The organism is Yoonia sp. GPGPB17, from assembly GCF_037892195.1.
GTDB lineage: Bacteria > Pseudomonadota > Alphaproteobacteria > Rhodobacterales > Rhodobacteraceae > Yoonia.
On record NZ_JATACI010000005.1, the window covers coordinates 1 to 21,623 of the forward strand.

Below are 21,623 nucleotides of genomic sequence, written 5' to 3' on the forward strand. Positions count from 1 at the left end.
ATCATTGCCAGTATTTTCCTGTGTTACGTCTTCTTCGGAGACGGCAACTGGGTGCCAGATGTGATCCGCTGGAAAGGCGCGTCCCTATCCAAAGCCATGAGTCACATGTGGACGACATCTGAGGGTGTATTCGGTCTCGCGCTAGGTGTGTCGACGAAATTCGTATTCCTTTTTGTCCTGTTCGGAGCGCTATTGGACAAAGCAGGGGCCGGGAATTATTTCATCAAACTCGCCTTTGGTGCTCTCGGCCACCTGCGCGGGGGGCCTGCCAAGGCGGCTGTTGTTGGTTCTGCTGCAACGGGGCTGATCTCAGGGTCTTCCATTGCGAATGTTGTAACCACGGGGACCTTTACGATCCCTCTAATGCGGCGCGTGGGGTTTACGAATGAACAAGCTGGCGCAGTCGAGGTGGCCTCGTCAGTCAATGGTCAGATCATGCCGCCTGTGATGGGCGCGGCCGCATTCCTGATGGTGGAATATGTTGGCATTCCTTACGTCCAGGTGATTACGCACGCCTTCCTGCCAGCGGCCATTTCCTATGTTGCACTGATCTACATCGTGCATTTGGAGGCCGTAAAACGGAACATGCCGACAATCGGTGACCGTGTTGTTTCAATGGGCAAGACCATCGGCGGTATGTTTGCGTTCTTCGCAGGCTTTGCATTGCTGTGTTATGCGACGCAATTTCCGGTCGCGCTTGTTACTTCGCTCGTACCAGAGGGTGCGGGCTGGATCTTGGCCGCTATGGTTGGGGTCGTATACCTCCTGCTGGTCTGGTTCGCATCGAAATCTCCAGACTTAGAGCTGGACGATCCAAACGCGAAAGACGTAACGCTTCCGGTTGTCAGCGAGATTTACAAGACCGGCCTTTACTATCTCCTGCCGATCATTGTTCTGGTCTACTTCCTGATGATCGAGCAAAAGTCCCCGGCATTGTCTGCATTCTGGGCAACGATGTTGCTGTTCCTGACCCTTGTAACACAGCGCCCACTGAAAGCATTCTTCCGCGGTGAAACCAACTTCAGCGAACAGTTTATGTCAGGTGTTGTTGACCTGCGGGATGGCCTAGTTGCCGGTGCACGCAACATGATTGGCATTGGCCTCGCAACAGCAACGGCTGGCGTGATTGTCGGCACTGTAACGCTGACAGGTGTTGGTCAAGTTATGGCCGATCTGGTCGAGTTCCTGTCAGGCGGAAACCTTATCCTGATGTTGATCCTAGTCGGCTTTCTCTCTTTGTTTTTGGGAATGGGTCTGCCAACGACTGCGAACTACATCGTGGTCTCCTCACTTTTGGCCGCTGTCGTAGTGGAACTGGGCGCGCAGGCTGACCTGATTGTGCCGCTAATCGCAGTACATCTCTTTGTATTCTACTTCGGCATTATGGCCGATGTAACGCCACCGGTCGGTCTCGCAAGTTTTGCCGCAGCGGCCGTTTCAGGCGGAGATGCAATCAAAACCGGCTTCACCGCGTTTTTCTATAGCTTGCGCACAGTGGCGCTTCCGTTTGTGTTTATCTTCAACACGGATCTGTTGCTGATTGATGTTGGACTCGTGAAAGGCATATTCGTCTTCATTGTCGCCTCCATCGCCATTCTGGTGTTCACAGCAGGCACGATGGGCTGGTTCATTACGCGCAATAAAGTCTATGAAAGTGTAGCATTAGTGTTAATTGCCTTCGTGTTGTTCCGACCCGACTTTGTGATCAATCGGGTGCAACCTCCCTATCAGAGCTTTTCAGGAACCGAACTGGCTCAATCTGTCGGAACGGCAAACGTGGGTGACGAGTTGCGGGTTGTTGTTTCGGGGCCTGATTTTGACAACGGACAGATCAAACAACTCACGCTGTTGCTTGACATCGCAAATGAGGGATCAGGCGAAGAACGCCTGTCAAGCTTTGGTCTCGCGACGCTGGACGAAGACGGCAAGGTGCTGTTGGAAGAGCCTTTCCCAGGCACGCCTTTCTTTGACCAGATGTCGGGATTTGATTTCTATGGCGATGAATCGGTTGTTGTCGCCGAAATCAAAACGCCTTCCGATCAACTGCCCAAGGAAATCGTATTTTTTCCCGCATTCCTGGCACTGGCATTCCTAATGTTCTTGCAATTCCGGCGGAGCAAAAACACCAAAGAGGAGAAACTGGCATGAGCAACGGTGTCTTATGTGCGATCGATATAAGTAGCGACGATCAGGATGCGCATGTTCTGAAAGTAGCCATTCAACAGGCGTCGCTTCGCGGAACACATCTTGACGTCATGACGGTGCTACCGGACTACGGGTTAAGTTTGGTGGGGTCTTACTTTGACAAAAACCAGCACGCAAAAGTGGAAGAAAACGCAAAAGACTTACTGAGTGAGGTCGTTGCTCGCCATACTGAAAACAAGCAAAACCCCGAAACCCGTGCAGTCGTCGCAACTGGATCGGTATATGAACAGGTTTTGCAGTTAGCGAAGACAACCAAATGCGCGTTGATCGTCATCGGAGCACACCGCCCCGAGCTCAGTGACTACCTTCTGGGTCCAAACGCGGCCCGAATTGTGCGGCACTCACATTGTTCGGTCTATGTCGTCCGAGACTGACGGGACCGTTGGTAAACGAAGCCACATTGAGAAGAACGGCGAGTGCGGATCGTTGTCTCCAAGCGCCTGCGCCTCGCGCCGCTAAACGCCGGTCATGGCAGCCACGCAGCAAAACCAATGCGGCCTCAAAATCAGTGGCAAACGCGCGGCCGATCACGGCCCAGGTCAATATAGTTGCCCTCTCTTTCGCTGCCATTTGTGCAGTACGCTGTGAATTCGACGACTGATCCTTGCTGCGGTATGTATTATTGGCCGGTCTTGCCGCCGCGCGAAGTGATTGGATATTGCGCTCACGCAGCAACTTTCACGCTGCGAGCACGCGCAGCGTGACATTCGGACTCACAGTTTGGGCTCAGCACCGACCAACGCGGCATGAGGGACAGACGCCCGCTTTGAAATGGCGAGCGGCAGCACCGCTCGCCAAAATGGCTCACATGTCGATGCGTTCAGCGATGCTCAAGGCATCTTCGAGTTCGACGCCAAGATAACGCACTGTACTGTCGACCTTCGTGTGACCAAGCAGCAGTTGTACCGCGCGGAGGTTTCCTGTCTTGCGGTAAATCTCTGCGGCCTTTGTACGGCGAAGTGAATGCGTGCCATAACCACTTGGTTCAAGGCCGATTGCAGTCACCCAATCGCGGACAAGCCGACCATACTGACGGGTGGAGATATGGGGGCGGTCATGGAACCGGCTTGGGAACATGAACTGACACGCGAACATCTCAGGTGATTTGACCCAAGCCAAGACAGTTTCGCGTTTGTTTTCCGTCAATTCGAACTGCACAGGCCGCTTGGTCTTGCTCTGGATCACCGAAACGCGTTCTCGCACGCGATCATCTTTCACTAGGTCAGACACGGTCAACTTGACGAGATCACAGCCGCGCAACTTGCTATCTATTGCGACGTTGAACAAAGCAAGATCGCGCAGGTAACCCGCCGGTTCGAGCCGCGCCCAGATCGCCCAGACCTGTTTGGGCAGCAAAGGTCGTTTTTGACCGATGATCCGCCCCTTGTTCCAAGCTCTGTGTTTCGAGGTTGTTGCGGGAAGTTGGACTCTTGGCATAATCTGCCCTCCGTTCCTCCCTCCAAGCCCATTCGCTAGCACCGCGCTAGCGGTGTGTTTTTAGCATCCTTGCTAACGGCAGTTTTCAGAAGCTAACGGACAGGGCCTGTGCTGCAAGGGCAATCGACTGCTTTGAGCCCACTTTGACCGATGCTGCATTTTGCGCGAATGTCGGCATTCGGAAAATACTCAAAAGCGCGATCCAGCCCTTCTGATGTCGCTAGAGTGATGAATTTCTGTTTCAGTGGCGTCAGATTTCTCCGGCTATGATCTGGGCGTAGACATTCGGATCAGTGATTCCTTCGGATCCAATGACGATGATGCGTGAATTGGCGTCTAGGCATAAATTCCGCTGTAGAGCAGGTTGTTTGGCTGCTGCAACGACAGCACAAAGCCCAGCGACACCGCTTTCACCGGCTTCAAAGGGTTCGTCACCACAGGCACCATTAGCCAATATCCGAACCATCGGACCGACAATATTTTCGGGGATAGTGATAAAGTCGTGGGCAGCATCCGCAAGGACTGACCAAGCCAATTCTGATGGTTCACCACACGACAGGCCCGCCATGATGGTTTCCTTTGAAATCTCCACGCTTGTCGCTTCATTCGCCCTAGCGCTTGCGAACAAACAGGGTGCGAGTTCGGGCTCGACAATCACGACACGGGGCGCATCGAACCCCCATTCTTGATGGAAGACAGCCGAAACTGCAGCCGCCAACCCACCAACGCCGCCCTGCAGAAAAACGTGGGTCGGAGGTGTGACGTAGCTTTGAACAATCTCACGCGCCATAACTCCATAGCCCGCCATCACGTCCAACGGGGGCTGCGTATAGCCGGGCCAAGACGTGTCCGAGACAATCAACCATCCGTGCTTTTCCGCATCGGCACGTGTTTGGGCAACCGTCGCGTCATAATCGCCATCAACTCGGACCACTTCGGCACCTAGGTTCCGCATGACATCGGCGCGGTGCTTACTGACTTCTGCATGAATGTAGATCCGACAGTTTGTGTGAAATTGCGCGGCACCCCAAGCAACTGAGCGGCCATGGTTACCATCAGTGGCGGAAATCACGGTTATCGCCTTCGTCTGCTGGGCATAAAGACCGCGGCGTACATCGAACGGATCCGCCAGCTTGCCAATGGATTTGGACAGCTCACGCTGAACCGTTCGCAAAACCGCGTAAGCCCCACCGAGTGCCTTGAAGCTGCCAAGTCCGAACCTTGGACCTTCGTGTTTGTAGCGAAGATCACCGATGCCGAGCCTTCCGGCTAGCCCAGGAAGATCAATCAAGGGCGTCTCGGCATAACCGTCCCAGTTCGAAATCTCCTTTTCCGCGTTATCGAAACCTGCGCGGTTTAGGGTTTGTGTCACGGGGCCATCGAATAATGGCGTGCTTGCGTGGTGATCTAGGATAGCGGTTTTGAATGGTGTGAACATTGGATCTCTTTCTATCAGCTGATGAAATTTTAGTTCACTAACTAGTGGTTGTGTGCTCTAATATGCAGGAAAAAATGCAACATTTTTGCAAGATAGGCAGGAATTTCAATTGAAACGTTCAGAATCTCTTGATCCGTTCGATTTGGAGATCCTCCGCATTCTACAAAAAGACAACACCGTGCCACAACGGGTGATCGGGGAGCGGGTCAATCTGTCAGCGCCATCTGTGCAACGCAGGATCAAGCGGCTCGAGGCGTCTGGTGTCATCGCCGCCCAAACGGCCACTGTAGATCCCGCACGTTTTGGACCCGCCTTAACCGTAGTTGTTCAAGTCGAGCTGAACGTGGAGACGGGAGGGGCAATCGAACAGGTCAAGCAAAGCTTCGTCGATGCCCCTGAAGTACAGCAATGCTATTACGTCACTGGTGAAGCCGATTTTGTGTTGATCATTCTGGTGCAAGATATGTCTGAATATGAGGCCCTGACGCAGCGACTTTTCTTTTCAAACGAGACGATCAAGAAGTTCAAAACCTTTGTCACAATGGACCGCACCAAAGTGAGCTTAGAAATCGACATCTGATCAGAATAAAGCGGACATTGAGTTGGTTTGAACGAACGGCGACTTTGTCCGCCTTGTTTCCGTCCATTTGCCGTGCAGCTAAGGTCTGTTGTGAGCCGATTCCGTTGAAAAACTCTTTGGTTTCAGCCTGTCGAAGTCGGCTATCGCGTTGATTTATTTTGAACGTCCCTAGGTCGACCACCTTTTATCCGGTTGCGGTCACCATTGGCTTAAGTTTGGCCAATTTCCGGAGGTTTTGGGCGGTGGCGGCGAGGGTAAATTCGTCCTGGACGCCACATGGGCCACGTAATCGGAGCCTGCCCAATCCAAGGATACGTTTGAGATGTGCGAAGAGCATTTCGACCTTCTTGCGTCGGGCCTGAGCCTTCGGATTGAACTCCGAGGCTGTGCAAACTCGGGCAAAGTCTCTGACAACTTCATATTTCTCTCGATGAACCGAACGCCTTTCAGCGTTAGGGCAGCACTTTGCCTTCAGCTCGCATCCTGTGCAGTCTGATTTCAATGCTCGATAGTTTCTGGATTTCCAAACTGGCGCATTCCGTTTTGGATCGGAATAGGTTCGCCAGGTGTGCCGCATCTCTTTGCCGCCAGGGCAGATGTATCGGTCGTTCTCATCATCCCAAGTGAAGTCGGACCGCGAGAAGGTGCCGTCCTTGCGTTCACCTTTGTCAAAGACTGGGATGAACGGCAGGATTTGCCGCTTCAGTGTCAACCAAACCAGATTGTCGGCGGCACCATACGCGGTATCAGCTGCAATCCAGTCAGGCTTTATGCCAAAGCGCTCTTCGGTGCGGTCGAGCATCTTGCGCATTGCGCCTACCTCGGCGGTTCTGTTCGAGCGGCTGGCATCCACATCAACGATGATACTGTGATCTGTATCGATCAGATAATTGGTAGAAAAAGCAAAGAAAGCGGGGCCTTTGCGTGCGGCAGTCCATTGGCTGGCGGGATCGGCATGAGCCGTAAACTTGGGCTTGGTCGTAGTGGCTGCACCAAAGGCTTCGTCGTTCAGCGTGTCGAGGTATTCCCGCACTGCGCGCGGTGCATCTTTGGCGTCACCTATGCGGGCTGCCCAATCACCTGGGTTGCTGGAGTTTTGTTTTTGGACATCTGCACTGATCAAACTGGCATCGACGGCAAATCCTTGGCCACCTACCAACCCTTCTTCCATGCAGCGAGCGACAGTCATTTCAAATACGTGACGTAGAAGGTCACTCTCGCGAAAGCGTCCGTGGCGGTTCTTGGAAAAGGTCGAATGATCCGGGATGCGGTCACTCAGGTCGAGGCGGCAGAACCAGCGATAGGCAAGGTTCAGATGAACCTCTTCGCACAACTGGCGCTCAGAGCGGATGCCAGAGCAATAGCCCACTAGCAACATCCGGATCATCAATTCAGGATCAATGGATGGGCGCCCGGTGTGGCTGTAGAAATCTGAAAGGTGTGACCGGATGCTGCTCAAGTCAACGAAGCGACCAATCGACCGCAACAGGTGGTTTTGGGGAACGTGATCTTCCAGCGAAAACTCATAAAACAGTGCTGCCTGCGCCTCCTGCTTCGGTCCCATCATCGCCAGATCTCCCAATCAATAAAGGAATTGAATCAGCGATTACCCCTTCGATCAAGCAAGAGTTTTTCAACACAATCGGCTCTGCTGTAGCTTTCGCCGCGCGATCCGCGAACGGCAGGTGCAGGAAACACCGCCCTTCGCTGTGCCTCGTTCCAACGGGCAGAACGCGGACTTTTCTGTCATTCACCTACTCCGGCCTACGGCAGCTTCTAAGTATTGCGGTTGTAAGTCTTATCTTGAACAGCTTGCACAGAGCTATTTGTCTCGAATACAGATTCTTTGCAAGGAACTGGCACCCAGTTAAACAGATTTCGAGGGCCAGCGTTGAATCTTTACCCGTCCTAGTCAAATTGTTGACGAAGTCGGTTTTCCTTGCGGTTTCAGTGTGAAAGACCAAACACTAAGGCTAGATGTTTCAGGAACTTTTGGCATGTATAAACTATTCTACTCTTTGAAAAGCGCCTCAATGGGCATCCGAGTTTTGTTGGAAGAAATTGGTGCGCCCTACGAGCTTATTCAAACTTCAGTGGACAAGGATACGCCGCGACCAACGGAGCAGCTTGCAGTTAATCCCAATGGCTGGGTTCCAGTTCTGCTTTGGGAAAATGGTGCGATGTACGAAGCCGCAGCCATAACGGTATTTCTGGGTGATCGTCATCCCGAGGCACAGTTGGCACCCGCCATAGACGATCCATCGCGCGCGGTATTTCTGCAAACGTTGATCTACTTTTCCAACTCGGTGCAAAACGCCTTTCAGCTTACCTATTACCCGGACCGATTTGTTGATGCACCCGAGGATGAGCCAAGTGCGCAGCAGCGCGGCAACCGGAGGCTGAGGGAGACTTGGGCGGTCATCGACACACAAATTGGCGACAAGGAATGGATTCTTGGAGATCGGTTCAGTGCAGCCGATATCTACCTATTCATGCTGACTACCTGGCTGCGTACTGCAAAGGGGCATCCCACAATGATCGAATTTCCGAATGCCAAACGCATCGCCGATAACGTATTGCAAAGGCCAAGCATACAGCAGGTCTATCGACCATGGACAAAGAACCCAGAGTACTAGAAGCGACAGGTAGATAAAAATGCAAGTCGCGGCATGTCGAACATGGCCGCGAAGGGACTGCTCTACGTAGCCGTTCGGAGGTCGGCTCGCGTTCACCATAGCGGCCATCCATACATAATGCAGCATCGGTTGATTTGGGCTGATTTCGTTGAAAAAGTCGTTGTTTTGGCGTTGCGCGTTGAGCTACTGCGCTGATTTTATTGAACGACCTGTGCCTGGTCCTGTTTTTAGTCAGTGGCGGGGACCCTTGGCTTGAGTTTTGCCAGTTTGCGGAGGTTTTGGGCGGTGGCAGCGAGGGTAAATTCGTCTTGAACACCGCATGGTCTTCGTAGTCGGAGCCTGCCTAATCCAAGGATACGTTTGAGATGGGCGAATAGCATCTCAACCTTCTTGCGTCGCGCCTGAGCCTTCGGATTGAACTCTGATGCTGTACATTCGCGGGCGAAGTCTCGGACGACTTCGTATTTCTCGCGACGGATGCGGCGGGTGTCGGTGTTGGGGCAACATTTGCCCTTTGACGGACAGACCTGACAATCTGATTTGAGCGCGCCGTAGTTTCGGGCTTTCATGCCCTGCGTATTCCGGGCGGGATCAGAATAATTGCGCCGGGTATGACGGAGTTCTTTGCCTTCTGGGCAGATATATCGGTCGTTGTCTTCGTCCCATGTAAAGTCAGCCCGAGACCATGTCCCATCCTTGCGTTTTGAGTTGTCAAAGACAGGGATGAAGGGGAGGATCTGCCGCTCCAGTGTCAGCCACACAAGATTTTCAGCTGACCCATATGCTGTGTCTGCCGCCACCCAATCGGGTTTGATGCCAAAGCGCTCTTCTGTGCGATCAATCATCTTGCGCATGGCACCCACCTCTGCCTGCCGGATCGACCTTGAAGCATCCACATCCGTGATGATCGCGTGGTCCGTGTCGATGAGATAATTATCAGAATAGGCAAAGAATGCTGGACCTTTGCGTGCTGCAGTCCACTGGCTGGCCGGGTCTGCCTGGGCGGTAAACTTGGGTGTGACCTCACTGGCTGCGCCAAAAGCCTAATCATCCAGAACGTTAAGATACTCACGCACCGCGCGTGGCGCGTCTTTGGCATCAGTATCACGCGCTGCCCAGTCATCGGGGTTGCTGGAATTTTGCTTTTGAACATCAGCGCTGATCAAGCTGGCATCCACTGCAAAACCCTGACCGCCGACCAGCCCCTCTTCCATGCAGCGCGCAACGGTCATCTCGAACACCTGGCGCAAAAGATCACCTCGCGGAACCGGCCGTGCCTATTCTTGGAAAACGTAGAATGATCTGGAACACGATCATTCAGATCGAGGCGGCAAAACCATCTATATGCTAGGTTCAGATGGACTTCTTCGCAGAGCCGCCGCTCGGACCGAATGCCGAGGCAATACCCCACCAAAAGCATCCGGATCAGCAGCTCTGGGTCAATCGATGGGCGACCAGTATGGCTATAGAAATCGGCCAGGCGTGCCCGGATGGTGCTCAGATCAACAAATCGATCAATCGACCGTAGCAGATGATCTTTGGGGACATGATCTTCTAGCGAGAACTCATAAAACAGCGCCGCCTGCGCTTCCTGCTTCGGTCCCATCATCGCCAATTCTCCTGACCAATACAGGAATTGAATCAGCAGTTCCTCCCTCAATCAAGCATGAGTTTTTCAACAGAATGGGCTCTCCCGACACCTTCGCCGCAGTCAAAATGAACGACCGCTTCAACGACCATCCAGATTTCGCCCCTCTTTCTGCGACCCTGCCCTACATTCTCACAACCTAGTGTCTCTGCCCTCTTTCAAGACTGGTTTCAAAATCGCCGAGCTCGTCAACAGCGCCAGCATACTGTTCCGTTTCAACATCATTCGGTTCTTTAACGAGCATCGCTGATTGCACCTCAAGGTCCATCTCCATCTGCCTTCGTTCTTCTGCAACCACCGCTTGGACAACAGGTGCAGCCTTCGCCGAAGGTTTCGGGCGCAAGGTTGCCACACGCTCCTCTTTTTCAGTTATCGCTTTGTCACGCGGCGCGTTAGCGGCTCCTGTTCTAGGTCGAGACTTGTCTCCTTTCGAGGCGCTATCACCAGAACTTGAGCCCCCTTCCCCGCCGCCACCAACCACTAGAAATGGCAACTCCCCTTTTTGCGCGCTATGTATCGCCGCAAACAACCGATCATCAAAATACTGGATCCGCTTGGCCCGCACCGGCATCTGCGCATCAACGACCATAATGACTTCATCAAGCGGCAAGCGGCGCGCCTCGTCTTCAGGCAACAACGACGTCTCTTCTGTCCGCGTGGACTGACTGCGCCCCTCAAACGGATTTTTCCCAATCGACCGCGACCGCGTAATAACAGTCTTTGTTGTTTTGCCCACGGCCTTGCTCAACTCCTCAATGGTCTTTTCGTCCGAGGGGGTGAGGTAGAGTTTTACGCCCGCGTTGCCTTGCAACGCACGACGGGTATTTTCCCCGTAGATTTCATCAAGGGCGGGAATGGTTTGCGTGACGACAGCGAGGTGACCGCGATAGGTGCGCAGGGTTTTAATGCTCTCGGCCACAATGGGCATTTTGCCAAGGCGGTTGAACTCATCAAGCATGATCATCACCGGCCAAGGTTCATCTTTGCCGGGTTCCTTCTCTTGCATAGCCGAAAGCAGGTCGGAGAAAAATAATCTTATTAGCGGTGCCAAAGGCTTTACCATCAGAGGCTGGACAACGAGATAGACCGTGAACGGCTTTTTGCGGATCGTGCGGAAATCAAAATCCGAGACCTGCGTCGCTTCCTCAATCGCGGGGTTCTGCCATTGATCCAAACCAGACGTCATCAATAGCGATACATAGGACGTCAGCGTGTCATTGTTGGTGGACGCCAGCCGCGTAAAGATCAGCTTTGCGGCCTTGTTGTCGATCTCATGACTGCGTGCAGCATATTCTTTCTGCTTGTTGCCACCCGAAGCCGCGATCCGGTAGATTTCGCCCAAGCTCGGTTTCTTGCGCTGGAAGGCCAGCAAACCTGCGGCAACGAAGAGATCAATACCGCCCTTCAGGAGACCCTGAACGCGATCATTGTCGCTTTGCAAAAACAAGGTTGCGAGCAACTGCAATTCCATCTGCTGGCGCGCAGGATCCTCCAGCTCATAGATACGCAAGAGCGGATTATACCGATGGGTCCGCTTGCCTTCCCAGTCCGTGGGCCCAAAGCGGTAGACTTTATCGCCCTGGGCGGCGCGATGACGCGCCGTAGCTTCAAAACACTCGCCTTTGACATCCAGCGTGACGGCAGACCCTTGCCATGTAAGCAGGTTCGGGATCACAAAACCGGTGGTTTTCCCCGCCCCGTTGGGGCCACGATCAATGCGTGGGGAAACACCTTCGAGGTGATGTAACGCGCGCGGGATTTCGGGCCGCCCAGTTTGCCCAGAATAAACCCGGTGCCAGGCTTGCCAAAGAAGCCGTTGGCTTTCATCTCGCCGCGCTTTTGCCAATGGGTCTGACCAAAGCGCGTGAGAGCAGAGCCGGACATAGCCAGACTCATCATCAGCCCTGCAACTGCACAGCCTCCAATGATCAAGTTGATCAGCTGGAAATCATCAGGCCGTCTATCTCTTATCCAGAGGTAGTTCTGCGCAATATAGCCAAAATCAATATCCGCGCTGAACCCGAGCGCTTTGAATGTGAGGACTGCCGAGGCGATGGTGTAGCCCATGGCGCCTGCCACCAAAGTGACCAGAACTACCCCGATGGCAATCCATGCCTTGCCCGTGGACACACTCAATGGATCTGGCCTCGTTCAGTCTCGCCGTCCACGTCCGCCGCGCGGTGTCTCTCGACTTCAACGTCTGCCAACTCGTCGACAACCTGGCGCAAGGCGTCCGAGTTTGCCGTCGCCGCATCCGATTGCAGATAGACTTTTGCTGCATAGAGGCGGTCGAGACGGTCTTCGATGACGCTTTCCAAGGCGTCGCTGTCGCCGTCCTTCAGGCGATCCAGCTGCGCCGCGTCCAAAACCCGCGCCACCTCCATGCGGAATGCTTCACGGTCGATTTCAGTCTCAAAGGGCGACGACAACTCCCCTGCCCGTTCATGGACCAGAACACGAGAGAGTTCAGGCGTCTCATTCTGAACCGCCTCGCGCTCTGTAAGAAGGATCTCACGTTCTACGCCGCGCGCCTCATAGACCCGTTCGTAGGTGTCGCCGAGACCTTCCGCCAGCTGCTCGGGCATGTCAGGATATCGCATCTGTAGATCGCGCGTGACAGCAGTTGATATCGGTGTTCTGCTGTGCGCACCCAGCTTAGCCGCTTCAACCTCGGTGATGATCCGGTCTGCTGCGGCCCGATCAACGATCACGGCCCTGCCCTCTTGATCCATGCGGATGACATCTGTCGGGCGGGCGATTAGCTCTGGGTGGTCGCGCAGGTAGTTTCGCTGTTCGTTTTCCAAACGCTCGACAGCGCGGGTTTCGATTACGGCTTCGTCTCGGTCTTCAATTCGCGTTTCGACGCGAACGTCATTTGCAGCGACCTCGATCAGACTGTCTGTGACATCCGCCTGCACCTCGCGGGCTTCTTCAATAACCCCGTCGCGACGCAGAATACCTTCGCGCTCCAGCATGGTCCCCAGTTGCACATGCACATTGTTGAGAATGTCCCGCGCCTGCTCCAAATCTACACGCCGCTCAAGATTGAGGTCTTTGGCCTCGGCCACCTTGGATAGATCATCCGCAATCCATTGATACTCCAGCGCCGCGTTCTGCGCACCCGTCTCCATCCGCGCCACAACTTCGGACGTGTTGATCCCCGTGCCGCGCAGCGCCGCATCAACGCGGGCGCGCACCCGTGGCTCGGAAAGACGTTCCAACTGGCTTTCCTGAATATTGGCTTCGGAATAAACCCCACCTTCTGAAGGAACCTCCGAGAGGGAATTCGAGCGCAGCCCCAGAGGCTGCATATGCTGCACGCGTGCCTGTATTGTGTTGAGGGTCTTCTCCAATGCGGGCCGCTCCGCATCCGGCTTTGCCGCGATCAGGTCTGTGATGTTTGCGACCTTTTCCGCATACCTGCTGCGCAGATCCTCGAATGACTCATCCTCGGCCATGTAAACACCTCCTAATGTTTCGACCTGTCTGCCCTGCGCGAGAACCTCGCCCGCACGGAATAGCACCTCGGCAATGTCTTCACGGTTCTCGGAGGACGCCTCGGCTGCCAGTGAGTGGAACACGATTTTGGTATTGGCGATCTCCGCCAGCGTGCGGGTCAGATCTTTGCCAACACGTTCCCGCTCCTGGGGCACCCTGCCCTCTTCCTTGGCCGCATAGACCTCACGGGTTTTGGGCGGGTAATGCACCTCGCCGCGATCTATCCGTCTCGTGGCTTCCAGACGCACGCCATAGGTCTCCGCCTCTTCGACCATGGCCAGGCGGAAGTCGTCATAGTTGAACCGGTGGCTCCGCGCCAAATAGAAGAACTCGCCCTCTTGCGAGCGCCGGTTCAACACAAGATGCGCATGCGGGTGATCCCGGTCTTCATGCACCGCGATGATGTAGTCGAAATGCCCCTTATCATTCTGGAAGAACCGCTCCGCCACATCGGTCGCAATGTCGCGCACATCCTCCCCCCGCGTGCCGATCGGGAAGGACATCAGCAAATGTGTGGTTTGCCCAAGCTTAGGTTTGAACCCCGCGCTCCACCGCTTCGCAAAGCGCTCAGTGAGGTCTTTGATCTCACCGTGATCAAGCTTGGATTTGCCATCCAGGAACCCACTACTGTCGACGATATGCGTCGACTTGGTGGTGAGATATCCGAGCTGGTTCGCAAGCTCGGATTTGTTGTTTGTCCCACCGCCCCGGATCGCCTTGAACACAGCAGCCCGATGCCCCGCAGCAGCGCGCACCATCTGTTTTTGCTTGGAGACATGCAGGCCCTGCATCGAGCCACGGATCCGGCTCCACCCATCGCGAAACACCTCTCCCGTGACCGCATCTACCGCATCATTCAGCCGCATGGGCAAACTCCCTCAGGGCGGTGGTCGCGGTCAACTGCATAGCCTCCCTGCGGCGACGCACCAGCAAGTCAATCTCGTCTGCACTGTCGAGGATGAACCGCGCCAACCCGCGTATCTGTGCGAGGCGCAATTCTGAGAACTCGGGACCAGATCCCTGCCCCGCCTGATTGGCGCGTCGCATCTGTTTGGCAATTTGCGCAACACCGTTTCCGACTTCATTCAGGGAGGCCCTGTAGCGGGTCATCTCTGCCGCCAGTTGGGCGTCCGCCACAAAGGTCCCACCCGCCGCTTGCATCAATCGGCGAAGCCCTTCTGAGCGCGTCTCGATCCCTGCTGATGCCAGCACCGCGTCAAACTCCGCCATCTCTTCAGGCGTCACTTTCACACTTACGGCTAACACCGGCACCGCCGTATCGCGCTGGCGCTCTGCGTCACTCTTCACCGTGTATTGCACCGCGCGCGGCGTCACACCGAACCGCGCCGCAAGCACCGACGTGGACATGCCGTTCGCAGCTTCACGCACAATCTCCATGCGTTGCGCATCGGTGAGACGTTTCGAGCGAGACATGCGAAGAAAGACCCCTATTTCCTGCCGCCTTCATACAAGGCCAACCTCACCATACGATAATATACATATCTGTCAATAATATACTTATGGTGATTTGGTGAATGTGGCCTTGTATTCCGTTTCACGCCGAGCACCGCTGGTGCGAGGCCGCGCCCTAAGGGGGCGCAAAAAGAACTTTGCCATCACTCAGATGTTGAGGTGTTTGCACCGACCAGAACTCGCCTGTGTTGGCGCGCTCTTTAGTCATGCCAACTTTTCAGCGTCCATAGCACCGAAAGTGGCTATCTCTTAAAGTGAAATCTGTATGGCCGCACCACAAACCGATATCAGCGCCTTGGAGGCGCTGATGTTTTGAAGGCGATCATTTACCTTCAGGCGATGATCCCACCGGCAACTTGGGCACGGTCCGCATAGGTGCTGATTGAAGCATCGGCTCTGAAGTCCAGGTCGCGTTCGATCGGCAGTCCAAGGCGACCACGATGGGCGAGTAGAACACTGATCCGAACAGAACCAAGCTCGGGAAATCCGAGGCCAAGATCACAGAGCCCAAAGGCGATGTCTGGATCATCTGGTTCGATCTCGGATAGCAGCCAGGTTGCGCCTCCGTCAGGTGTGAAGAGCTTGACCACCGGAGGGTGGTCGATCGTGTCTTCGCCTAGGCTTCGATACGGGACTGATTGATTTGGCCATTGGCGGCAAGTTGGTCGAGGATGTCTTTGGGCAAGAGGTCCATTGGATTGTCCTTCGTTAATTGGTTGGGAAGATGCGGGAGGGCTGATCGCCCTCCTCAGAAGTTGGGCGTCACTCGACGACTGGCGCGTCGTCGGTGTCGGCCTTAGGCTCGAAGAGAACCAATTCACCGTTGATCGGATTGGCGAAGAGCTGGATCGTCATGAAGGATTTGGCACCCTCGTTTTGAGGGAAGGCAACGCCAACTTTGTGAAAGCGCGTCTTGCCGTCTTTGCCGGTGTCTGGGGTGGTGACTGTGTAATATTTGGTCATGTCGGTTTCCTTTCGTTTTCGATGCAAACGGGAAACCGGGACCGGTCGGACCGGATGTCATGCGGAACTTTGCTCCGCGCGGAATGGGCGCGTGAGCCGCTCAGCGGAAAGTTCTGCTTGAAGGGAGCTTGCGACCGTCAGACGGGGCAGGTCACGGAGATTGCATCAGGAAGAAAACGAATGGGATCCGACGTGGCCAATTTAGAGGATCAGATGCCGTCAGCGATCAACGACGGAAAGACGCTTTCCAAAGTCGCGTGTATGACTCACTCACAACCGCAAATCTGACATCGCACCCAGTGAGACTTCGAAAACCGAATTGGTTCTCTTTGAGTACAAAGGCTGCAAGCAGCCCTTAGTGCAGGGCGCAGCTTAGGTCAGGTCTGAGCCCAGAGCCACCGATGCTGCGGTTTGTGTCGATGGCCGCTTTGTTAAAACGATCGCGCCACGCGTCGACGCGTGGCACATTCATATATCTTTTCCAGCGAACTGATAACAATACGGTGTCAATTTGGATCAACCTTGTTAGGTCTTTAAAAAAGGACAGATGCCATGATCCCACTTCAAACCGTCGCCGATAAACTTGTTCGTGCTATTGACGAATTTAGTGATGCGCCTGCGCTGTCGGATCAAAGCCGTACCATAACCTACTGCAGGCTCGGAGCGTTTGTCGAAGATATTGGACGGCATTTAAAGACACCCCAAATCGTGGGCATTTTCGGATCGCCCGGTGTGGCAATGGCCGCAAGTGCCGTGGCTTGTGTGATTGCGGGGCGGCCTTTTGTGCATCTGGACCCTGCTATGCCGCAAATGGTTCTGCACAATATCATTTCCGAATTGCAGGTCAGTCTGGTGGTTGCTTGCCAGGACGTCGCCGCTGGCCACTTGCCGCGCGATTGCAAAACTGTCGATGCGAGGGGCCTTTTGCAAGGAGATGTGACATTGACCGAACCGCTTCTCGCGGCCGCTGTATCCCCTGATGACCCGATCTATTTGGTGGCGACCTCTGGCACGACGGGGCGGCCCAAATGCATTCCTGTGGCCCAAGACGCGGCTTTTCTGTCCTACGAATGGCGCGATGAATTTACGTCCTACCACCATGGCATGCGCGTGGGCATCTATGTTTTTGCCATCTGGGAAATGTTTCGCCCGCTGCGCAAAGGGGCCGAATTGTGGTTCCCCGATGCAAGCACCTTGTTCAGCCCTAGCGAACTGGCGGACTTTCTGATCGAACACAATGTCGATGAGATGCTTTTCACACCGTCCTTCTACAACACGTTCCTCACAGTGCTTGACGAGGCGAAGGCCGCCCGCTTGCCTTTGAGCCGCGTTATTTTGAACGGAGAAGTCGTGGGCGACGATCTGATCACTACGTCGCTTGAAAAATTGCCGAACACGGATTTGTGGAACCTCTATAGCATCTGCGAAACGCACGATGTCTGTATGTCGCATTTGACCGAACTTGCGGGTGACGCGCCTGTGTCCGTTGGTGTCCCGATGGAGCATTTGCGGGCGATTATTCTAGACGAAACGGATACACCTTGCCCCGTTGGCACGTCAGGCCAATTGCATTTTGAAGGGCCGCGTATGTTGGGGCGCGGCTACATCAACCGCCCCGAAGAAACCCGCCTGCGGTTTCGGGAACTGACCATCGAAGGGCGAGAAACACGGCTTTATGATACCGGTGATCAGGCTTGGGTCGATGATACAGGTGCGCTGCACATCGAAGGGCGCATTGCCCATATGCTCAAACTCCGTGGGTTTTCGATCCAAACGCGCGAACTGACCGAAACGTTGCGCGACAAACTGGCCTTCTCCAGTGCTGCACCTTGGGTGGCGGATGTCGGGGCTCGTGGCCAAAGCCTGATCTTTTACTACGCCGCCGATGCCAGTCAGGCACAGGCGAATGCGGATAAATGGGGGCTGACAGCGGGCACAAACCGTATGCCGCCCGACTTCGCCGCGCAAATGCGCGACGTGTTGCTTAAACCTATTGTGTGCCGTCGTTTTTGGTGCAAATGGATGCACTGCCCTTGCATCCTGTTTCCGGCAAGGCAAACATGCGCGCCCTGCCTGTTGTCACGGATGACACCGACGTTGAAAGTGCTGCCGAAGATGCCGTGATTGCCGCCGCCGCCGCCGCGATGGGGTGTGCACCGTCACAGATTGATCCTGCGCTCAGCTTTCATGATCAAGGCGGCGATAGTTTGATTTGCGTCACCCTGATGCTTGAGTTGGAAAAGGTTTACAAACGCCCCATCGACTTTGAACTGGCAATGAACGTGCCATTGCACCGCCTTGACCAGTTAATGACCCAAGAGGCCGACGCTCCTGCGCCGACCGATACCTTTAACCGCCCCGGCATTTTGTTGACTGGCGCGACAGGGTTTCTGGGTGGTCATGTTTTGGCCCAAGCGGCCCGTGATCTGCCCGAGGGTGAGGTGATCTACTGTCTTGTTCGCGATAAAAATCGTGGCGCGCGTGATCGGCTGGACGATGTCGCAGCGACGCATGGAATCGCCCAGAAGCGTTACGTGATGGTGCCCGGCACCTTGGATGCGCCTGACTTCGGCCTTGATGCGTCCCCGGTCAAGGCATTGGCAGCCTCTGTCAGACAGGTCATTCATTGCGCAGCGATGGTAAACCTCGCCATTGGGCGCAAGGAAATGCTGGACTGGTCGGCGCGTGGCATGAACACGGTTCTGCAATTTTGTCGCGATGCGAATGCGGACCTGCGGTTCACCTCGTCCAGTTCGGTTTTCCCGGATCGCGGAGGCCCGTGGCCTGAGACACCCGCGAAGCTATGGGACGACATCACAGGCTACGGCGCTGCGAAAATCGCGGCAGAAACAGCGATCCGTGCCTCAGATACTCCCGCCGCGATTGTGCGGCTGCCATCACTTTATGATCTGAACGCCCCAAACCCGCGCGACATTTATGAAATAATCCTGGAGGCCTCTTTGAAGGCCGGTCAGATGCCGCAATCGTTGACGTTTCCGATGACCGACGTCACCGCTGCCGCTGCGTTTCTGCTTGGCCCGATAACAGCAACAGATGGCCCGATTTATAACCTGATGGCTGATACGCCCATCACTTCCAATGATCCTAATTCGTTGCCGGTGAACGATTGGCTCGCCAAAGTCGATCTTGAACCCGGCATCGCAAACGTTATCGAGAATTTCCCCGAAACCTTGCAGGCCGATGCATCATTTATCAACACGGCCGCACGCACGGCTTGGACGCGCATATCGAACCGTCCGTACTGCGCCATCAGTGATAGTGACGCGCTACTGTCGCGGCGGCAATCGGCCTACCAAAGCGCGCCTGCGTTGACCTGATAGTCCTCCATCGTTAAAGCGCGGGCCGCATCACTGACCAGGAACGCAGCCAGTTCTGCAACCTCGGTTGGTTGAACAAGCTGGTTTTGCGGATTTGATTTGGCATACTCGGCGCGCACCGCGTCAAGGCTTTGCCCCGTCGATGCCATATCCGCATCAATGAACCGTCGCAGCATTTCGGTTTCTACCCATGTCGGGCTGATTGAGACGCAGGTAATCCCGTGTGCGGCACCCTCAAGGCTGACACACCGGCCCAGCCCCAAAAGCCCAGCCTTAGATGTGCAATATGCCGCGTTATTCGCCATTCCGTTGTGTGCTGCGACAGACGCAATGTTGACGATCCGGCCCCAACCTGCGCGTTTCATGTGGGGCATCACCGCGCGGATGGTGCGAAACGATCCGCTAAGATTGGTATCGATATGATCGTCCCAGACACTGTCTGGATGTTCGATGACCGCCGCCTCTTCGTAAACACCTGCCGCATTGATTAAAATATCAACGCCACCGTGGGTCGCCGTAACCTCGGACACAAACGCGTCAACGCTTTCGGTTGATCGCACATCCAAAGCGGCCGCGTGAATGTTGGTGTGATCAATTCCAAGGATGTCGCGTACATGCGCAGTATCCGCAGCACTACGCGCACCTACAACAACAGTCGTCGCGTCTTGCGCCAGTCGACGTGCAATCGCCAGCCCCATGCCCGAAAGTCCGCCAGTAACGATTGCCGTCTTGTTGCCGTTTGTCATGCTGGGCTACCTTTTTTCAAGTTGTCTATGGAACCCACCTAAGCGAAACGCAGGCGGTCTGCATCGAAAATCCAACTTGGGCCGTTTCAGAACAAAGAACTGAAAGGAGCCATTCGATTTAACGGGTCAAAGGTCGGTTTTGTCCGCATCTTACCCGTTCATGGGCGGCAGGACGAACGGCGCTGTTTCCTGAACCGGCCACTCGTGGTTCTCGCGGCGAAATGGGAAAATGAGCCCATAGCAGAAGTCTTCAAAACATGCTGCGCGCGCACGCAGCGCGGAACATTCGGCATGAGCGAAAGTCCATCCGCCGCGACGCAGTACCGAAAGCAGCCATACAAACAGATGCTATGGTTCCCACTGTCAGCGCGGTGCTGATGTTTGGGCATGGAGGGCGGATCGGAGAGCAAACTATGCCAAGAGTTCAACTTCCTGCGGTCACACAGAAACGTAGAGCCTGGAACAAGGGACGGATCATTGGTCAGAAGCGACCTTTGCTGCCGAAACAGGTCTGGGCGATCCGGACACGGCTTGAACTGGCGGGCTATCTGCGTGACCTCACTTTGTTCAACGTCGCCATCGACAGCAAACTTCGCGGCTGTGATCTTGTCAAATTGTCTGTGTCTGACTTGGTAAAGCATGACCGCGTTCGGGAACGCGTATCCGTTATCCAGAGCAAGACAAAGCGACCAGTTCAATTTGAATTGACGGAGAACACGCGTGAAACTGTAAGTGCCTGGGTCAAATCTGCTGAGATGTTTGCATGCTCATTCATGTTCCCAAGCCGGTTCCATGACCGCTCGCACATCTCAACCCGGCAGTATGGACGGCTTGTACGCGATTGGGTGACGGCGATTGGGCTGGAGCCAAGTGGATATGGCACTCATTCGCTTCGCCGGACAAAGGCAGCGGAGATCTATCGAAAAACTGGCAACCTCCGCGCGGTCCAACTGCTGCTTGGTCACACGAAGGTCGATAGTACAGTGCGATACCTTGGCGTTGAACTTGAAGACGCCCTGGGTATCTCGGAGCGTATCGATATCTGAACTACCTTGGCGAGCGGTTTTGCCGTTCGCCATTTCAAAGCGAATATCCACCTCTTATTCGGGGTTGGTTGGTGCTGAGCCCAGGGTGCAAAATGCTGCAAAGACTGTGATCGGCCGTGGTACTTCCAGTTGCGTCAGTGGATCAACACGCTTTCACTGGGCGCGCTCAGTGTTAAGGTTTATCGTAAATGGACGGCATCTTGGCTGCCTTGGATACCTCAATGGAAGGAACTCATTATGAACGATGCTGACAGATGCGCCTGCGACCAATGTTCATCAAAGTGTGGGTGCTCCCAGAACAGGCCAACCGATGGCACTTGCTGTTGTGGCGACAAGTGCACCTGTTCGGACTGCGACTGCGGGCCAAGCTGCGGGTGCGCAGAGACTTAAGCTGATGCAATCCATCGCGATATAGCCCGGTCGGAGCAAAACAATTCGAAAGGCCCGCAAGATTGGGCGTCCAAAGCTGGCCAAGCTCTCTGGCCTGACGGAGAGGAAGCTCGCAAAGATCGAGATCTCTTCCGCAATGATGCTTGATCCAGACATGGTTGAGCGGATTTCGGAGGTCCTTGGAGTGCCGATCCGGACGCTCACCGGGGAATTCGAGATTGCCGA

General features: G+C 54.8%; 15 protein-coding genes and 2 pseudogenes. 7 read left to right on the forward strand and 10 right to left on the reverse strand.

Features of this window, described 5'->3' with window-relative positions; all coding sequences use genetic code 11:
- Nucleotides 1–2,148, forward strand: a 2,148-nt coding sequence (locus QTO30_RS21390; RefSeq protein ID WP_340426211.1) for a TRAP transporter permease, incomplete at its 5' end; no start/stop codon positions are given.
- The gene (locus QTO30_RS21395; RefSeq protein WP_340426212.1) at nucleotides 2,145–2,579 is read left to right on the forward strand and encodes a universal stress protein; all 435 of its coding nucleotides are present in this window, start codon (nucleotides 2,145–2,147) and stop codon (nucleotides 2,577–2,579) included. The genes QTO30_RS21390 and QTO30_RS21395, both read left to right, overlap by 4 nt.
- Before the next feature lie 430 nt (nucleotides 2,580–3,009).
- Here the strand turns inward: QTO30_RS21395 and QTO30_RS21400 are convergent, their stop codons facing one another.
- Nucleotides 3,010–3,642: a tyrosine-type recombinase/integrase gene (locus QTO30_RS21400; RefSeq protein ID WP_340426213.1), complete on the reverse strand. Its 633-nt coding sequence runs from the start codon at nucleotides 3,640–3,642 to the stop codon at nucleotides 3,010–3,012.
- Nucleotides 3,643–3,892: 250 nt separating this feature from the next.
- On the reverse strand, nucleotides 3,893–5,080 hold the full coding sequence (locus tag QTO30_RS21405) for a diaminopropionate ammonia-lyase (protein WP_340426214.1): 1,188 nt from the start codon (nucleotides 5,078–5,080) through the stop codon (nucleotides 3,893–3,895).
- 109 nt (nucleotides 5,081–5,189) lie between these two features.
- Between QTO30_RS21405 and QTO30_RS21410 the strand changes: the two genes are divergently transcribed.
- Nucleotides 5,190–5,660 (forward strand): Lrp/AsnC family transcriptional regulator, encoded by a 471-nt coding sequence (locus tag QTO30_RS21410; RefSeq protein ID WP_340426215.1) that lies wholly within the window; start codon nucleotides 5,190–5,192, stop codon nucleotides 5,658–5,660.
- A gap of 184 nt (nucleotides 5,661–5,844) precedes the next feature.
- Here QTO30_RS21410 and QTO30_RS21415 read toward each other — a convergent pair whose 3' ends face one another.
- The gene (locus QTO30_RS21415) at nucleotides 5,845–7,227 is read right to left on the reverse strand and encodes an IS1182 family transposase (RefSeq protein WP_340426217.1); all 1,383 of its coding nucleotides are present in this window, start codon (nucleotides 7,225–7,227) and stop codon (nucleotides 5,845–5,847) included.
- A 385-nt stretch (nucleotides 7,228–7,612) separates the two neighbouring features.
- Here QTO30_RS21415 and QTO30_RS21420 point away from each other — a divergent pair, with 385 nt between their 5' ends.
- Complete coding sequence (locus QTO30_RS21420; protein WP_340426218.1) at nucleotides 7,613–8,296, forward strand: glutathione S-transferase family protein; 684 nt, start codon at nucleotides 7,613–7,615, stop codon at nucleotides 8,294–8,296.
- A gap of 227 nt (nucleotides 8,297–8,523) precedes the next feature.
- Here the strand turns inward: QTO30_RS21420 and QTO30_RS21425 are convergent.
- The 6 genes and pseudogenes from QTO30_RS21425 to QTO30_RS21450 form a co-directional block, all read right to left on the reverse strand.
- Nucleotides 8,524–9,905: pseudogene (locus QTO30_RS21425) on the reverse strand (transposase).
- Nucleotides 9,906–10,083: 178 nt separating this feature from the next.
- Nucleotides 10,084–12,011 (reverse strand): annotated as a pseudogene (locus QTO30_RS21430) (type IV secretory system conjugative DNA transfer family protein).
- 65 nt (nucleotides 12,012–12,076) lie between these two features.
- Complete coding sequence (locus tag QTO30_RS21435; protein WP_340426219.1) at nucleotides 12,077–14,308, reverse strand: relaxase/mobilization nuclease domain-containing protein; 2,232 nt, start codon at nucleotides 14,306–14,308, stop codon at nucleotides 12,077–12,079.
- Nucleotides 14,295–14,876: a helix-turn-helix domain-containing protein gene (locus tag QTO30_RS21440; RefSeq protein ID WP_340426220.1), complete on the reverse strand. Its 582-nt coding sequence runs from the start codon at nucleotides 14,874–14,876 to the stop codon at nucleotides 14,295–14,297. Before QTO30_RS21440 ends, QTO30_RS21435 begins: the two co-directional genes overlap by 14 nt.
- A 371-nt stretch (nucleotides 14,877–15,247) precedes the next feature.
- Nucleotides 15,248–15,505, reverse strand: a complete 258-nt coding sequence (locus QTO30_RS21445; RefSeq protein ID WP_445327205.1) for a DUF2958 domain-containing protein — start codon at nucleotides 15,503–15,505, stop codon at nucleotides 15,248–15,250.
- A gap of 172 nt (nucleotides 15,506–15,677) precedes the next feature.
- A complete protein-coding gene (locus QTO30_RS21450) occupies nucleotides 15,678–15,878 on the reverse strand; it encodes a hypothetical protein (RefSeq protein ID WP_340426222.1) in 201 nt (66 codons plus the stop codon).
- A 552-nt stretch (nucleotides 15,879–16,430) separates the two neighbouring features.
- Here QTO30_RS21450 and QTO30_RS21455 point away from each other — a divergent pair.
- Both QTO30_RS21455 and QTO30_RS21460 read left to right on the forward strand, forming a co-directional pair.
- A complete protein-coding gene (locus QTO30_RS21455; RefSeq protein ID WP_340426223.1) occupies nucleotides 16,431–18,002 on the forward strand; it encodes an AMP-binding protein in 1,572 nt (523 codons plus the stop codon).
- Complete coding sequence (locus tag QTO30_RS21460) at nucleotides 17,939–19,216, forward strand: SDR family oxidoreductase (RefSeq protein WP_340426224.1); 1,278 nt, start codon at nucleotides 17,939–17,941, stop codon at nucleotides 19,214–19,216. Before QTO30_RS21455 ends, QTO30_RS21460 begins: the two co-directional genes overlap by 64 nt.
- Here the strand turns inward: QTO30_RS21460 and QTO30_RS21465 are convergent.
- Nucleotides 19,189–19,962, reverse strand: coding sequence for an SDR family NAD(P)-dependent oxidoreductase (locus QTO30_RS21465; RefSeq protein ID WP_340426225.1), 774 nt, complete (start codon nucleotides 19,960–19,962; stop codon nucleotides 19,189–19,191). The two genes, QTO30_RS21460 and QTO30_RS21465, sit on opposite strands and share 28 nt — an antisense overlap.
- 413 nt (nucleotides 19,963–20,375) lie before the next feature.
- On the opposite strand from QTO30_RS21465, the gene QTO30_RS21470 reads away from it, so the two are divergent.
- Nucleotides 20,376–21,008, forward strand: a complete 633-nt coding sequence (locus tag QTO30_RS21470; RefSeq protein WP_340426226.1) for a tyrosine-type recombinase/integrase — start codon at nucleotides 20,376–20,378, stop codon at nucleotides 21,006–21,008.
- The last annotated feature ends 615 nt before the right edge of the window (nucleotides 21,009–21,623 follow it).